The 15,096-nt window shown below is 34.6% G+C and carries 22 protein-coding genes and 1 pseudogene; 22 read left to right on the plus strand and 1 reads right to left on the minus strand.

All coding sequences use genetic code 11. The annotated features are described in order from the left end of the window. The first annotated feature begins 27 nt into the window (after nt 1-27). From Q0829_RS17935 to Q0829_RS17995, 13 genes and pseudogenes are all read left to right on the plus strand, one after another. Nucleotides 28-453 (plus strand): DoxX family protein, encoded by a 426-nt coding sequence (locus Q0829_RS17935; protein ID WP_298545762.1) that lies wholly within the window; start codon nt 28-30, stop codon nt 451-453. Between the two features lie 4 nt (nt 454-457). Continuing rightward, nucleotides 458-1,762 carry an amino acid permease gene (locus Q0829_RS17940; RefSeq protein WP_298545764.1) on the plus strand — a complete coding sequence of 435 codons (1,305 nt, stop codon included), beginning with the start codon at nt 458-460 and terminating at the stop codon, nt 1,760-1,762. Continuing rightward, nucleotides 1,746-2,450 (plus strand): DUF1698 domain-containing protein, encoded by a 705-nt coding sequence (locus Q0829_RS17945; protein ID WP_298545766.1) that lies wholly within the window; start codon nt 1,746-1,748, stop codon nt 2,448-2,450. The genes Q0829_RS17940 and Q0829_RS17945 overlap by 17 nt, the downstream gene beginning before the upstream one ends. A 5-nt stretch (nt 2,451-2,455) precedes the next feature. Then, nucleotides 2,456-3,133: a class I SAM-dependent methyltransferase gene (locus Q0829_RS17950; RefSeq protein WP_298545767.1), complete on the plus strand. Its 678-nt coding sequence runs from the start codon at nt 2,456-2,458 to the stop codon at nt 3,131-3,133. A 4-nt stretch (nt 3,134-3,137) separates the two neighbouring features. Then, nucleotides 3,138-3,434: a thioredoxin family protein gene (locus Q0829_RS17955; protein WP_298545769.1), complete on the plus strand. Its 297-nt coding sequence runs from the start codon at nt 3,138-3,140 to the stop codon at nt 3,432-3,434. Nucleotides 3,435-3,436: 2 nt separating this feature from the next. Then, the gene (locus Q0829_RS17960; protein ID WP_298545770.1) at nt 3,437-3,970 is read left to right on the plus strand and encodes a DinB family protein; all 534 of its coding nucleotides are present in this window, start codon (nt 3,437-3,439) and stop codon (nt 3,968-3,970) included. Beyond that, nucleotides 3,970-4,347: a carboxymuconolactone decarboxylase family protein gene (locus tag Q0829_RS17965; RefSeq protein WP_298545771.1), complete on the plus strand. Its 378-nt coding sequence runs from the start codon at nt 3,970-3,972 to the stop codon at nt 4,345-4,347. Before Q0829_RS17960 ends, Q0829_RS17965 begins: the two co-directional genes overlap by 1 nt. 11 nt (nt 4,348-4,358) lie before the next feature. Then, nucleotides 4,359-4,499, plus strand: a complete 141-nt coding sequence (locus Q0829_RS17970; RefSeq protein WP_298545773.1) for a hypothetical protein — start codon at nt 4,359-4,361, stop codon at nt 4,497-4,499. A gap of 87 nt (nt 4,500-4,586) precedes the next feature. Then, on the plus strand, nt 4,587-5,018 hold the full coding sequence (locus Q0829_RS17975) for a hypothetical protein (RefSeq protein ID WP_298545774.1): 432 nt from the start codon (nt 4,587-4,589) through the stop codon (nt 5,016-5,018). Further along, entirely contained in the window at nt 5,011-5,241 is a 231-nt protein-coding gene (locus tag Q0829_RS17980) for a hypothetical protein (protein ID WP_298545776.1), read from the plus strand. The genes Q0829_RS17975 and Q0829_RS17980 overlap by 8 nt, the downstream gene beginning before the upstream one ends. A gap of 12 nt (nt 5,242-5,253) precedes the next feature. Continuing rightward, nucleotides 5,254-7,530 carry a TonB-dependent receptor gene (locus Q0829_RS17985; protein ID WP_298545777.1) on the plus strand — a complete coding sequence of 759 codons (2,277 nt, stop codon included), beginning with the start codon at nt 5,254-5,256 and terminating at the stop codon, nt 7,528-7,530. Nucleotides 7,531-7,627: 97 nt separating this feature from the next. Then, nucleotides 7,628-7,939, plus strand: a pseudogene (locus Q0829_RS17990) (superoxide dismutase); the annotation flags it as partial. Nucleotides 7,940-7,945: 6 nt separating this feature from the next. Next, the gene (locus Q0829_RS17995; RefSeq protein WP_298546191.1) at nt 7,946-8,287 is read left to right on the plus strand and encodes a superoxide dismutase; all 342 of its coding nucleotides are present in this window, start codon (nt 7,946-7,948) and stop codon (nt 8,285-8,287) included. A gap of 278 nt (nt 8,288-8,565) precedes the next feature. Here Q0829_RS17995 and Q0829_RS18000 read toward each other — a convergent pair whose 3' ends face one another. After that, nucleotides 8,566-9,075, minus strand: coding sequence for an SRPBCC family protein (locus tag Q0829_RS18000; RefSeq protein WP_298545779.1), 510 nt, complete (start codon nt 9,073-9,075; stop codon nt 8,566-8,568). A 405-nt stretch (nt 9,076-9,480) separates the two neighbouring features. On the opposite strand from Q0829_RS18000, the gene Q0829_RS18005 reads away from it, so the two are divergent. From Q0829_RS18005 to Q0829_RS18045, 9 genes are all read left to right on the plus strand, one after another. Beyond that, the gene (locus tag Q0829_RS18005) at nt 9,481-10,386 is read left to right on the plus strand and encodes an RNA polymerase sigma factor (protein ID WP_298545781.1); all 906 of its coding nucleotides are present in this window, start codon (nt 9,481-9,483) and stop codon (nt 10,384-10,386) included. Next, nucleotides 10,386-10,907, plus strand: a complete 522-nt coding sequence (locus tag Q0829_RS18010; protein ID WP_298545782.1) for a DinB family protein — start codon at nt 10,386-10,388, stop codon at nt 10,905-10,907. Before Q0829_RS18005 ends, Q0829_RS18010 begins: the two co-directional genes overlap by 1 nt. A 135-nt stretch (nt 10,908-11,042) precedes the next feature. Continuing rightward, nucleotides 11,043-11,624: a TetR/AcrR family transcriptional regulator gene (locus Q0829_RS18015; RefSeq protein WP_298545783.1), complete on the plus strand. Its 582-nt coding sequence runs from the start codon at nt 11,043-11,045 to the stop codon at nt 11,622-11,624. A gap of 5 nt (nt 11,625-11,629) precedes the next feature. Next, nucleotides 11,630-12,067 carry a DinB family protein gene (locus Q0829_RS18020; protein WP_298545785.1) on the plus strand — a complete coding sequence of 146 codons (438 nt, stop codon included), beginning with the start codon at nt 11,630-11,632 and terminating at the stop codon, nt 12,065-12,067. 73 nt (nt 12,068-12,140) lie between these two features. Beyond that, nucleotides 12,141-12,557 carry an SRPBCC family protein gene (locus Q0829_RS18025; RefSeq protein WP_298545786.1) on the plus strand — a complete coding sequence of 139 codons (417 nt, stop codon included), beginning with the start codon at nt 12,141-12,143 and terminating at the stop codon, nt 12,555-12,557. Between the two features lie 55 nt (nt 12,558-12,612). Next, the gene (locus Q0829_RS18030) at nt 12,613-13,098 is read left to right on the plus strand and encodes an SRPBCC family protein (RefSeq protein ID WP_298545788.1); all 486 of its coding nucleotides are present in this window, start codon (nt 12,613-12,615) and stop codon (nt 13,096-13,098) included. After that, the gene (locus Q0829_RS18035) at nt 13,098-13,427 is read left to right on the plus strand and encodes a helix-hairpin-helix domain-containing protein (RefSeq protein WP_298545790.1); all 330 of its coding nucleotides are present in this window, start codon (nt 13,098-13,100) and stop codon (nt 13,425-13,427) included. The genes Q0829_RS18030 and Q0829_RS18035 overlap by 1 nt, the downstream gene beginning before the upstream one ends. A gap of 22 nt (nt 13,428-13,449) precedes the next feature. After that, complete coding sequence (locus Q0829_RS18040; protein WP_298545791.1) at nt 13,450-14,016, plus strand: SRPBCC family protein; 567 nt, start codon at nt 13,450-13,452, stop codon at nt 14,014-14,016. A 55-nt stretch (nt 14,017-14,071) separates the two neighbouring features. Further along, nucleotides 14,072-15,073 carry a zinc-dependent alcohol dehydrogenase family protein gene (locus tag Q0829_RS18045; RefSeq protein ID WP_298545792.1) on the plus strand — a complete coding sequence of 334 codons (1,002 nt, stop codon included), beginning with the start codon at nt 14,072-14,074 and terminating at the stop codon, nt 15,071-15,073. Nucleotides 15,074-15,096: the final 23 nt, after the last annotated feature.

Below are 15,096 nucleotides of genomic sequence, written 5' to 3' on the forward strand. Positions count from 1 at the left end.
ACTAAATAATAACTAAAATAAACTTTTATGAAAATAGCAGCAACCATCTCAAGAGTCCTATTAGGGCTAGTTTTTGCAGTCTTCGGACTAAATCATTTTGTAGGCTTTATTCCACACCCAGAAATGGCAGGTGCAGCCTTAGACTATATGTCTGGAATTACTGCAACAGGATATTTTTGGCCATTTCTTAGAACACTTGAATTACTGTGTGGTCTGGCTTTAATCTTTAGATTTTATCCAACACTTGCCTTATTTATCCTTACACCAATTACTTTGAATATTTTCTTATTCCACATCTTTTTAGAACCTGTAAATATCCCAATGGCTGCTATTATGCTATTGCTTAATGGATTTTTGGTTTACTGGTACTGGGATTACTATAAGTTAATCTTTACAAAGTCTCCTTTAGGGTTAAGAGAATCATCAAAATCAACATCCACTAAAAAAGCATAGTTCATTGTCTTCGTCCCTAAATAAAATAGGATGGCTCACCGCCGCATCACTCGTCATAGCAAATATGATTGGTACAGGTGTATTTACCAGTTTGGGATTCCAGCTCGTAAATACAACCAATACGTATAGTATCATTTTACTTTGGTCTTTAGGCGCCATTATGGCATTATGTGGCGCGCTATCCTATTCTGAATTGGGAACATTATTGAAACGTTCTGGTGGCGAATATCATTTTTTAAGTGAATTGTACCATCCGTTCGTTGGATATTTATCCGGTTGGGTATCTCTTACTGTTGGATTTGCAGCGCCCATTGCTTTAGCAGCTATCGCATTAGGAAAATACACATCCGTTTATATACCAATAAGTGAATCTGTTATTGCAGTTTCAGTCGTCATCATAGTAACTATTGTACACTTATTTAGTATTAAACAGAGTAGTAAGTTTCAAGACATCGCCACTTTTTTCAAAGTCGCTCTCATTGTTGGGTTTATCATAATAGGCTTGTCCATTTCAGAAACCCCAAACGCGCTTGATTTTTCAAATTCTTGGACTTCAGAAGTGCAATCTACCGCATTTGCAGTAAGTCTCATATATGTATCATACAGTTATAGTGGCTGGAATGCGAGTGCCTACATTGTGGATGAGATAAGAAACGTTCGCAAAAATTTACCTAAAGCACTACTGGTAGGAACTTTGGTAGTGAGCGTATTATACATACTTCTGCAAATAGTATTCCTGAAAAGTGCTCCCTTGCATTTACTTTCTGGAAAAGTAGAAGTAGGTCAAGTTGCAGCTACACAATTGTATGGTGAATTGGGCGGCACACTACTTAGCACATTTATAGCCTTAATGCTAATTAGTAGTATTAGCGCAATGGTCTGGGTAGGCTCAAGGGTATCAAAAACCATTGGGGAAGATTATAAGCTTTGGAAGTTTTTAGGAAAAACAAGCAAAAACAAGATTCCTGTAAACGCACTTTGGATACAATTAGGGGTAACTATTCTATTAATACTCACGGGAACTTTTGAAATTATCTTAGTGTATAGTGGAATTCTTCTACAAGTGTTCGTAACTCTAAGTGTTATTGGTGTTTTTATTATGAGAAGAAAGTATGATAATCAGGATGCTTTTAAGACACCTTTATATCCTATACCTCAAATTATATTTCTACTCATAAGTGCCTGGATTATTATTTACCTAAGTATTGAGCAACCTATGGAATATCTCATTGGTGCAGGAATACTTTCTATAGGCGCAATAACCTATTTTATTAATAAAAAAATGAAAAACAATGAGAATACAATTTAGAAATCGCTTTCGCCAAAGCCTATTAGTACTTGTTTTATTAGTCACAATTACTAGCTGTAAATCACAAGAAAAAGACCCGCATAACGAAAGTGAAGTTGGGCATAAAGCCAATGAACATATGCATAAAACACCTGTGGCTGAACTCATCAAAAACTTTGATGATGAAAGTCGTGATGAATGGCAAAAGCCAGATGCTGTTATAGCACATTTAGGTGATTTAAAAGACAAGCAGATAATGGATATAGGTGCCGGTTCTGGTTATTTCTCATTCAAGTTTGCAGACGCTGGTGCTTTTGTTATCGCAGCAGATGTTAATGATGAGTTTCAAGAACATATCAAAAACAAAAGAGCATCTCTCAAGATTCCAGAACAGCGATTGGAAACACGCAAAATTCCATTTGACAGTCCTGGTCTTTCAAATAATGAAGTGGATATCGTAATAATCGTAAACACCTATCATCATATTGAAAACAGGATTTCCTATTTCAATACGCTCAAAAAAGGTTTAAAGAAAGACGGAAAGCTAGTTGTCGTTGATTACAAAAAAGACAAGAATATCTCAGGTCCACCATTCAATACAAGGATGAGTGCTAAGCGTGTTATAGAAGAATTGAAAAAAGCAGGCTACACAACGATTGAACTAGAAGAATCACTGTTGCCCAAACAATATATTATTACAGCAAAATGAGATTAGTGCCCTATATATTCCTCTTTATTCTTGCTCCGAGTTGTCAAGAAAAATCAACAGATTTTAAACGCATCACCTATTATGAATATGATACCGATACGTTGCAAACGTATGTACACCCTTTTAATGAAATGATAACAAGAATGGAAGATACCAAAAGAGATGATTGGCAAAAACCTTATTACATCATTGACCATTTTGGGGATTTGAAAGGTAAAACCATTTATGATTTAGGCAGTGGTACCGGGTATTTTACGATGAAAATGATAGATAGGGGTGCCAAGGTCATCGCTGCAGACCCAGACCCTAGGTTTCTTGATTATTTAATGAACAAAAGAGACTCGCTAAAAATATCAAAGAAGCTGTTAGCAGGACGATTGATTCCTTATGACAATCCTAAACTTGAAAAAGGTGAAATAGATGGTTTATTGGTAGTCAACACCTATCATATGATAGATAACCGCGTTGATTATTTAAACCAAATAAGAGCAGGGTTAAAAGAGAATGGTGAAATCGTTATTGTAAACTTTTTACAAAAAGAAACCCCTAATGGCCCACCATTAAAATTTAGGGTATCCTCAATAAAAGAAACCTTAAACGAGCTTGAAACAGCAAATTTCAAGGTCATCAAAATTGATAGTACCAGTTTACCAGAAAACTATTTGGTAATGGCTAAGAAGTAAGATTATGTATACAGAGAAAGAACATTTGGTGCTTTATGATTTTATATCAGAGCACTGCCTACCGTGTAAAATGATGAAACCTACTATGCTCGCTCTTAAAAAGCGAATGAAAGGTAAAATAGATATTGTAAAAATCAGTGCAGACGAGTCACCCGATTATGCAAAGGCTTTAAATCTTAAAAGCTTTCCATCATTTGTATTAGTAAAGGAAAACAACATTATATGGCGACATAGTGGAATGCTGTCTTTAAAAGACTTTATCGAAGCATTAAATGAATTTGTCACCCTCAAAATAAAGTGAATATGAATACTACAGAATTAAATCGATTTACCTCAATGTATCAGCATCAGGTAGCACAGACTATAAAAATGCTCGAACCCGTAACTGAGTCACAATACAGCGAAATCCCTATTGACAATGAAGTGATGTTTATGGGGTCTAGGGTAAATAAGATAAACATTACAACATTAGTAAAGCATTTGATAGTAGCAGAATCTCATTGGTTTGTTGAATTGAGCGAAGTAAATGAAGGTGACACCATTCCCATTCCTAAAAATGCTGAAATCGTAAAAGATGTGAATGAACCCGAGACGTTGCTACATCTATTGGAAAAAACTTCCAAGCTGGGTATCGAAACCGTTAGAACCTTTGATGAAACCCAATTGAATACCAGATTTAATTTTGTAGGTCAGCAATTTACTGTAATGGGCTTTTTATGGATGCTATATTCCCATCACGGATATCATAAAGGCCAAATTGACCAATTGATGCGTCAAATGGGCCATATGCCGATAGAGTACTTAGAATATGAAACAACTTCAAATCTTATTGGATAATGGATGCATCTGTCAAAGAAAGATACAAGAGTCTATTTGGATACGTGCCAGAAAAAATTCAGCATCGGTATCAACTTGCTGAAATGGCAGGTCATCCAGAATCCTTAGAGGCTATAGAAAATTATAGGAAAGTTCTCATTGAAGAAAACCCTCTAGAGGCAAAGTACCAACAGCTCGTTCATTTTGCACTATTAATTGGTGCTAGAGAAATATACCCTGCTCAATTACACGCAGTAGGTGCATTAAAAGCTGGTGCAACTGTTAAAGAACTTTATGGCGTTTGTGAAACCGCTGCTATTACAGGTGGTATGCCAGCTTTTACCTTAGCTATTGAATGTGTAACAAAAGCAATTAAAACAATAAATAACAACCCTTAATTCCCCTTAAAATGTTTAGAATAAATAAATTCAAATTAGACGTCATAAATGATGGTTTGATTACTGGTATTATTTTACCCAATACAGGTCATTTCGTTGTAGAAGAGCAAACACAAGCAACTCTAGAGGCTATGCAGGACTTTTTTGAGTAATACTAGTTTATGATGAAGAAAATTGAAAGACCTACCCAAAAAGAACTCATTGCCCTATCGATAGAGAAATTCGGGAAGCCGTCAAGGATGGTCGAGTATATGTTTGCAAATCCTTATCTGGCAAAATCCTACTTCGCATTGAGCGACATTATGGGTAGTAGTGATGTGCTCAAACCAGATGAAAAGCAAGTAGTATTCCTTACAGCTTCAACATTTAATAATTGTGCGCCCTGTATACGAGCACACAAAGCGCAATTGGAAGACGTGTATCGCTATTCCAAAAGTGAAATAAACCACTTTTTTAAAGCTAATAAAAGTGGTCATCAAAGATTGGATGTACTAGTACTTATTACAAATAACATACTTGAAAATCAGGGCTACATCTCACAGGAAGTGCTGGAAATAGGTAAAGAAAATGACTTTTTTAAAGATGCACTTTATGAAATAGTTGGACTAATAACTATTAAAACGATTACAAATTATGTCAACAATATCGAACGTCAATCAACGGATGATTAAAGTGGAATCTTCTTTACAAAAAGAGCAACCCAAATGGAAGCGAAGTCTTATCATTTGGGTTGCTATTTACCCGACCATAACATTAATCTCTTGGCTTTTTGAAGATTATTTGGAAAGTATGCCGTTAATGCTAAAAACCTTTCTACTTACCATTATTCTCGTTCCGATGATGGTTTATTTATTAATTCCATTGGTTACAAAATTATTTAGTGCCATACGTTGAAAAACACACTTTATGAAAAACCTACTTCTGCTATTATTTACCATTTTAATTTCCTTAATGACCAATGCCCAAACAATCGAAGGTATTGTTTATAATATCGATACAAATGAACCTCTTTTTGATGTAAATATCATTGAAAAGAATTCTACAAATGGCACAACTACTGATGTTAATGGTGGTTTCCAACTTCAAGTAACAAGTGAAAATACCACCATTAACATCAGTCATTTGAGCTTTACTACGCTTTCGCGAAAGCTGACTGCAAAGGATTTTCAGAGTACTCAAAAGTTTTATCTACATCCGTCAGCTCATCAATTAAGCGAAGTACAATTGAGAGCCTATAATAGCAATGAAGAATTAATAAACGTTCCCGCAGCGGTAGGTGTAGTATCGGCGAAGAATTTAAAGCAGGCTTCAGTATATGGTCTGGAAGATGCCTTCAATACTATTGCAGGGGTACGAGTAGAGGCTCAAGATGCGAGTAACACAAGAATATCTATTAGAAGTACTGGGTACCGTGCAGGTTTTGGGTTACGGAATGTTAAGGTATATTTTGATGAAGTGCCCCTAACTGAGGCTTCCGGTTTTACTTGGCTCGGTGGTATACAGCCCGCAATGCTTCAAAGTGCCGAGATTATAAAAGGACCAGGTTCTAGTCTCTATGGTTCGGGTACTGCAGGTGTTGTATTACTTAACAGTCCAAAAATAAAAAATACAACGGTTGAGTTACAATCTACTATAGGTAGTTACAACCTTTACAATCAATTGGTAAAAGCTACCGTATCCAAGGGTAATACTGGGATAGGATTAGTGTATAACCAGGTCAATACAGATGGTTACAGAGAACATTCTGAAGACAAATCTCGCTCATTGTTACTTAACGGATATTCACAAAGTAAAAACGACGTAAACAAGCTCTCGTGGTTATTACTTTATAAAGACCAAGATTCTGACTTGGCTGGACCATTAACGTTGGAAAGTCTAGCAAATGACCGAGAAGCAGCAAATCCAGCATTTGCAGCAAACAATGCTGGTCGAGACCAAAAACAACTACGATTGGGTTTGACCTACGATTTTTCTATATGGGACGCTTTTAGAAATAAAACTACCGTCTTCTTAGCAGCAGGCGATTTTGACTTTGTGTTACCGCCATTCTTAATGTTTGCCGAAAATAGAAACTACGGTGTTCGAAGCCACTTTGAGTCGCCAGAAATTTTTGAAGAGATGCCTACAATTTTAAGGGCAGGTTTAGAGTACCAGCAAAGTGAATTGAGAAATGTGCGATACGCAAATCAAAATGGCACATTGGGGAATCAAATTTTAGACATAAAAGAAAATTCTAGACAAACTAATGTCTTCTTTCAAATGGATTCACAACTAAGCAAAAAATGGAAATTACAGGCAGGCGCCAGTTTAAATTTTGTAAATTTTAGTACCATTAATTTACTGAACAACGCTACAGAAGATAACTTAGATTTTGATACTAATTTTAGTCCACGTATCGCCTTGTCTTATTTTCCATCCTCTCATCTTGCCATACACGGTAGCGTAAGTACGGGATTCTCGCCACCATCAGCGCAAGAAACAAGATTACAAAACGGTCAAATTAACACCAAATTAGAGCCAGAAATTGGCACTAACTACCAATTAGATATTAAGGGCTTTGCTTTAGACCATAAACTAAACTATGATATCAGTGTTTTTCATTATAAGGGCAATGATGAGCTTGTAAACCTAACGCTATCAGATAATACCACAGTAACACGCAACGCTTCGGAAACTATAAAGAGCGGTATTGAGCTAACAGCCTCATATCTTTTGTATGAGAGTCCAAACGGTTTTTTGCGACAAGCAGTCTTTAATACCAGTTCTGGATTCTACAATTATGAATTTCAAGATTATATTATAGAGAATGGCGATAGCTTTGATGGCAATAGAATTACAGGTGCGCCAGAACAGGAAGTTAACGTTGGCCTCGCGATTAAGTTCCCCTACAGAATCAATCTATCTAGCCAATATAAATACGTGGGTGATATTCCGCTAAATGACGGAAACACAGTCTTTGCTGATTCGTTTTCCACTTTTGACCTTCAACTTAGGCATCAGTTTCAATTAGCTGAAAATTTCACACTCAAAAGTCAAGTCTTATGGAATAACATTTTCGATGAAGTATACAATTCATTTTTTGCATTGAACGCTGCAGCACCACCCCAAAGTCCGGCATATTATTATCCTGCCTATTTGAACAACCTTCAAGTATCCATAGGATTGCAGTATATTTTCAAATAGTACCACACTATCCGAATTTAATGCACTCTTTTCCAATTTCTTTTATTGATATTTCTCTTAAAATGATTTTATGGAAAAGAGAGACTTTTTAAAAACGATGGCTATTGGTGGTTTAGGATTGGCAACAACTTCTAGTTGGGCCAGTACATTTGAGACCAATTATCTTGAGAATGGTGATTACAAACTGCCAAAATTACCTTATGCTTACAATGCTTTAGAACCTTACATTGACGAACAAACTATGCGTTTACACCATAGCAAACACCATTAAGGGTACGTTAATGGACTTAATAATGCATTAACCAAACTGAAGGAAGCAAAAACTACAAATGATTTTGTACTGGTCAAACATTGGGAACGAGAACTGGCATTTCACGGTTCTGGTCATATTCTACATTCTCTTTTCTGGGAAAATATGTCGCCCAATAACAGCAAACCATCCAATAGACTGTCCAGAATGATTGATAAGGATTTTGGTGGTTTTGAACAATTCAAAAACCATTTTGTAGCTAGTACAGCAAAGGTTGAAGGTTCTGGTTGGGGAATTTTAGCCTACGAAACTTTAAGGAATAGACTTGTTGTTTTACAAGCTGAAAAACACCAAAATCAAACTATTTGGAATACTGTTCCTCTTTTGGTTATTGACGTCTGGGAACACGCCTACTATTTGAAGTATCAAAACAAGAGAAAAGACTATATAAATGCGTTTTTCGAAATTATAAATTGGGAAGAAGTCGTAAAGAGATTAACTAAATAAAAAATCAATGTATAGAGCTGTATAATAATTACAGATGTAATCAATAACATATTAAATCAATACAAAGTAGAAATTGCTAAACTTAAAGATAAGTACCTCAATGACTTAAAGATTATTGATGAAGAAATTCAATTTTCGCAGAATGTGATTTTTGCAAAAAAAATATCCTGAGTTTTACCATAAGATGTTACGCAATAACTTTTACAAATCTTCAGGATAAACAATAAAGATCATACCAAAACTGATATGACCTTTATTGAATTACAAATTGAATTGAATTACTTCGATGCCATTTTTGCGACATTAGCTATCATCTCATTAGATGCCATATTTAGAAACCCATTAAACTGTTCTTCGCTCATTTGAGGATTTTTCATGAACTTCTCATAAGTAGAAGTCCAAACGATCATAGACTTTTTGTATCCTAAATCTACTACTTTAAAATTACTTACCACACCTGTTGCAGGAATCCCTTCGACTACTTGATAGGTATAACTTCGGTTTGCATCATCAAAGGCAAGAATGTTTTCTTTAAACTTTCCCTTACCATCTGGAGAGGTGCAAACTCTGGACCCGCCAACTCCTTTGGGGCCGGTAAACTTTACACTAGCTACTTGGCTCGAAAGCTCGTCAATATTATCAAGCTTTCTCAATTCTGCCCAAACGTCATCTGCCGACTGCTCTACTACAAGTGTGTTCGTAATCTTTGCATCTGGGTTCTGTGCCTTTATTTGGCTAAATCCAAATATGGCTATCACGAGAACCATTACATTTTTTAATCGTTTCATCTGTTTAATTTTTTAAGATTATACTACTTAGATTCAATCAAAGATTATGTGTGACGACTTCGAGTGTAGATATTTTAAATGAATTCTCCCAACACCATTTCCATCCGGTGAAAAAGTATTGCTTTTACCGCAAATTCAAGATGACTTAGTAACTTGTCAACTCTATTCTGCAATACACCCATATGCGGTAAAAAAAGTGATTCCTGAAACATTATTGGTAAGAATATATATAAATTAATACTATTAGTAGAAAAGATCATTTTTAAGGACTATTATGTTTTGCGTTCATAATAATTAGGTTATTTTAAATGAATTGAATTCAGCATATCGATTTATGCGAAAATTTTATTTAAAAAAAGAAATTATAAAAAATAATCAATCAAAGTTGTCACACATCATAAAGCAATGCATCCAAGTAAAAAGAATACAATTATGGACAACCCTTTTTTAAAAGAATATACGAGCGATAAAACTGATGATCAGTTGGTAACAGAAGCACAAAACGGTGATAAAAAAGCTTTAGAAAACCTTATTCTAAAACATCAACCGTACATTTACAATATTGCTTGGAAAATGGTACGTCATCCTTCTGACGCTGAAGACCTTACTCAGGAAGCAACTATAAAAATTATAACTAACCTAGCTCAATTTAAAGGAAAAAGTTCTTTTAGAACTTGGGCATACCGTATTGTGGCTAATCACTTTTTAATGTCAAAAAGGCGACCAAATGAATCTATATTTGAAAGCTTTGATAAAATGGCACAAGGACTGGATATGACACCAGACCATCCACTTACAGAATTAGAGCAAAAAGAAAATAAAGAATTCATCAAAGAAATGAATTACAGTTGTATGAGTGGTATGCTACTTTGTCTTACAAGAGAGCAACGACTTGTTTATATTTTAGGTGAAATGTTTAATGCTGACCATAATATGGGTTCAGAAATTCTAGAAATCTCAAAGGATAATTTTAGACAACGTCTATCGAGAGCACGTAAGGACATCTTTAATTTTATGAATGAAAAGTGTGGCCTTGTTAATAAAGCAAATCCTTGTCGTTGCCATAAAAAAGTAACTTTTGCTTTAAACAATAAAGTGATTGATAGTAAGAACTTGCTTTTTAATCGTGATGAGTTTTCGAAATTTAAAAATGAAATAAAGGGTGATACAGATGATATGATGGAAATTATTGACGAGAAGTATTCTGAACTTTATGGGCAACTACCTTACAAGAAAGATTTTGATAAGAAAACATTTCTAGAAGATATTGTGAATGATGACCATATCAAAAACTTAATGAAACTGAATTAATGAATTTAATCAAACAAACTTCAGCTATACTAACATTATTATTTACTTCTTGGATGCCTATGACTGCACAACAAAGTACGTTTAAAAAAGAGTTTCTTAAAAAATGGAAAAACAGCCTTGAGTACACCATTGATGTGGCAAAAAAAATGCCCAAAGAACACTACAGTTACAAACCTATGGCAGATGTTCGCTCTTTCGGAGAACAACTTGTGCACATTGGGGAAGGAATGGCATATATAGGCAATTCTGCTTTTGATTTTCAGACTATACAACAACCTAATAATACAAATGATAAGGATGCTATTATCGCTTATTTAAAGAAACAGTACAATGTATTGAGTGATGTTGTTGAAGCTAAGGATCCCCCCTATTTTGAAGAAACTACTTCATTCTGGGCAGGAAGAATGAGTCGCCGAAAAATTATGAATATCGTTTTTAATCATTGCACCCATCACAGAGCTCAAGCTATTGTGTACTTGCGTATGAAAGGACTAAAAGTACCTAGTTATATTTCATGGTAGTCATTCTCACGATATACGAGACTTTCTTAGGAATAAACGCATACCTGAATTATTAGATTATTTTAAAAATTATTTGTGTATCCTACAAATATATCTATATTTGCAATTAGATAGATCAGTCTAATTGATTAAATTATGAACATCAAACATAACAAAGAAGACATTTTAAGAAAAGGAATGGAGCTTTTTCGTCTTAATGGATATCATAATACAGGAACAAATGAAATTATTAAAGAAGCAGGAATTTCTAGAGGCTCTTTCTATAATTTCTTTAAGGACAAGGATGATTTCGGTATACAAGTATTAGATTTTTATGGTGTATGGTCTACTGATTATATGAAACAACTTTTAAATGATAAAAAGCTTAATCCAAAACAACGGCTGATCAATATGTTTGATGAATTTGTTGAAGGCTATAAAAAAGAAAATTATAAATGGGGTTGCTTATTAATAGGTATGACTCAAGAACTTGGTCAGATTAACTCGGCATTTACCGAAGCTTGTAATCGAAATTTTGAGAGTTTCTTAAATGTTTTTGAACCTTGTATAAAAGAAGGTCAGCAAGATGGTACCATTTCAAAAAATGAAGAGGCAAGAGCATTAGCAATCACCGTGCTTTCTATGTACAATGGAGCTTTAGTATTAATGAAATCAGGGTTACATCACGAACCACTTACAGCATTTCAAGGTCAACTCAAATTAATGTTAGCAGTGTAAGTTGTATGAAAAAAGTAGAACTCATAAAAAAATGGAAAGGCAACAAACGCTATACATTAAAGTTTGTAGAAGCAATGCCGGAAGATGACTATGATTTTAAGCCATCTGATGAAATGAAATCATACAAATCACAATTAAGTCATATTACAACTTGGCTACGCACACATAGTCGTTTTGTAACGGGCTTAGAGTTTCCTAAAGTAAAAATGACATCTAAAGAATCAATAAAAGAAGCACTTGTAGTTTTTTTTGATACTTTTCTTGAGAAAATTGAGACTATGGATGAAAACAAGCTACAAGAAATAGAAGATGTATGGTATGGAAAATCTACTAGATATCAAATAGCAAATATAATGGACAATCATTTATCGCATCATAGGGGTCAAATGGTTGTTTATTTAAGACTTAAAAATATAAAGCCCCCTTCCTATTTAGGGTGGTAGATAGTAATATATTTTTTGTTTATCAATTAGACAGACCGATCTATATAATTAATAATGATTAAAATTTTTAAAAATGAAAAAAACAATTCAAACAGTAAATGAAGTAAATGCTCCATTAGATAAAGTATGGGCAAAAGTAGGACCAGGAACACATATGGACAAATGGATGCCTATTGTTGAAACCTGTTCCGTAGAAGGTGATAAACGTGTATGCACAACACCAGAAGGAGCTACTTTATATGAAACTATTCAGGCAGATAACCAAAATAAAGTTTTTAAATACACTATAGACAAACAAGATTTTATGCCTATAAGTGATATTCAGGGTACGATTACACTTAAAGAAAACGGTAATATTACCAATATGCATTGGGATGTGGATTTTGAAATTTCAGAAGAGAATGCTCCGGCTTTCTCAGAAATAAAGCAAAATATCGAAGGTATTTACCAAATGGCAGCTGCTAGTCTTGCTGACTTTGCTAATGCTTAAACAAATTTAGCATCGGCTATGTATTTATAGTCGGTGCTCTTAAATACATCTGAAAATGATAAATATAACAGTAACACGTACTATGCCTTTTTCAAAAGAAGAAATCTGGGCGGTTCTTGATGATTTTGAGAATATTCATTTATGGAATCCTGGTTTAACAAGCTCACATTCTACTTCTTTAGAATTGCCTACTGGTAAAGGTGCTCAACGACATTGCGATTTGACTCCTTTTGGTTCTTTTGAAGAGCGTATTACAGAATATGTCCCCAATGAAAAAATGGTTATCGATATATATGATGGAGCAAAATTGCCACCAATTAAAAATATGGGAGCGACAATAGCTTTAACTGAACTTGGAAATCAAACCAATGTATCCTTCACATTCAAGTACGAGACCAAAGGGCTAATGGGTAAGATCATGAACCCTATTATGATAAAACCCAAAATGGCGGAAGGCACGGAAAACTTCTTAAAAGGTTTGGAGCATTACCTTAAAAATGGAAAAAAAATAACCAGACAAGAACTAAAAAAAGTAAGTTAATGGGTGTAAATCGCGATGCTGGTATACAAGAGTTAAAAACACTACCACGTGTTGGCAATACCGTTGCGAGTATGCTTTGGCGTATTGGAATCCATTCCATCAAAGACCTAAGATATCAGAACGCTGAACGCTTATATGACGAATACAATGGGCTAATAGGTAAGACCACAAATAGGGCATTCCTTTACATAATTAGATGTGGAATTTATGTCTCTTGTACTGAAAAAGGACTACGTGATAAAGAAAAATTACAATGGTTCTATTGGAATGATTTAAAAAACCCCAAATGTATTAATGAATTAGAAATCATTCAAAACACAGTTGTATAACAACCAATAATTCAATCAAAAAATGACGCTTTCGCGAAAGCAAAAACATAGCAATAATAATTTAATAAATAACAAGATGAAAAACGTAAACATTTTAAACCTGTTAGTAATATTAGTGATGGTATTCGGTTTCAATCAATTGAATGCGCAAAACCCAGATGCCAGGCTAGTAAAAACTAAAATCGTAAACAAAAGTGCAGATGCTGTTTGGAAAGTCGTACGCGACCTTGAAGCTGTTGCAGAACACTCCTCATTAATAGGTAGTTTAACACTTGAAGGAGGAAACCAAGCAGGTGCCATACGCGTGTGCTACACCCCAGACAAATCTGGATTCTTCAAAGAAAATATTATTGCCTTCGATGATGACAAACGTAGTTACTCTTATGCCATCGTAGAAGGGACTCCAACAAAAAACATGATTAACAACTTTAAAGTGGTTGACCTTGGCTATAACAAGAGTATGATTGTATGGTGGTCAAATTTTGAGGCTTTCATGGAAAACCCTAAAATGACCAAGGAACAATTCATAGGCTTTATGGACAGTAGCATTGAAGAGTGGACAAGTAATATGGCAGCAGCAGCAAAGTAATTATCTAAAAAGAGGATGGTTTTAAGCATCCTCTTTTTGTATTAATCTATTATGTATGAATATTATTATAAAATTTAATAAAGCAAATGGCCCAAGTGCTTTAGAACATATCAATGAAGAAATACCGATTCCAGAAAAGGATGAAGTTATAGTACAAATGAAAGCTGCTGGTCTTAACCGTTCAGAGCATATGTTCGTGAACGGGGTATATGTAATTGCACCGGAATTTCCTTCTAAAATAGGAACTGAAGGAGCTGGTATTATTCATAATATAGGAGCTAATGTTACTGGCATAAATATCGGTGATGAAGTTTGCATTACCCCTAATATTTTACCTAATGAGTATGGCGTATTGGGAAAATATATAATTGCACCTAAAGAAGCGATAGTGCCAAAACCAAAAGAAATCACATTTAATGAAGCGGCATCAGTCTGGATGGCGCTGTCTACTGCATACTGTGCATTGGTATTAAATGGTGGTCTAGAAAAAAATAAAAAGCAAATTGTAGTCGTTACGGCGGCAAGTAGTGCTATAGGTGCTGCTACTATACAAATGGCAAAAAGATTTGGGGCAACCGTAATCGCGACTTCAAGAAACTACAACAAGGACTCCTTTCTAAAAGAGAACGGTGCTGATTTCATTATTCATACAAATACTGAAAACTTGACCCATGAAATCTTAGAATTCACAAATAATAAAGGCTTTGATATTGCCATTGATTTAGTTCTTGGTGATTTTACAGCTAAACTAGCAGATGCAGCAGCACCAGAAGCAACGATTATTGCTGGAGGTCTTTTATCTATGGAAGTGCCCGAAATTCCATTTTTCCCTCTTGTAATGAAAAATTTAAAATTGACCAGTTTTCACGTGGTTTTCCATTTGTTTAGAAAACCTGAGGTATTTAAAGAAGCTAGTTTAGAAATACTAGATGGATTAAAAAATAAGCACTATTGGCCAGTAATAGATAAGGTTTTCACTATGGAACAAGCAACGGAAGCATATCTATATTTAGAAGAAAACAATCAAAAAGGCAAAGTGGTAATTGAAATAAATTAATGATTTCACTTGTGCTCAAACTT

Source organism: uncultured Aquimarina sp. (assembly GCF_947492405.1).
Classification (GTDB): domain Bacteria; phylum Bacteroidota; class Bacteroidia; order Flavobacteriales; family Flavobacteriaceae; genus Aquimarina.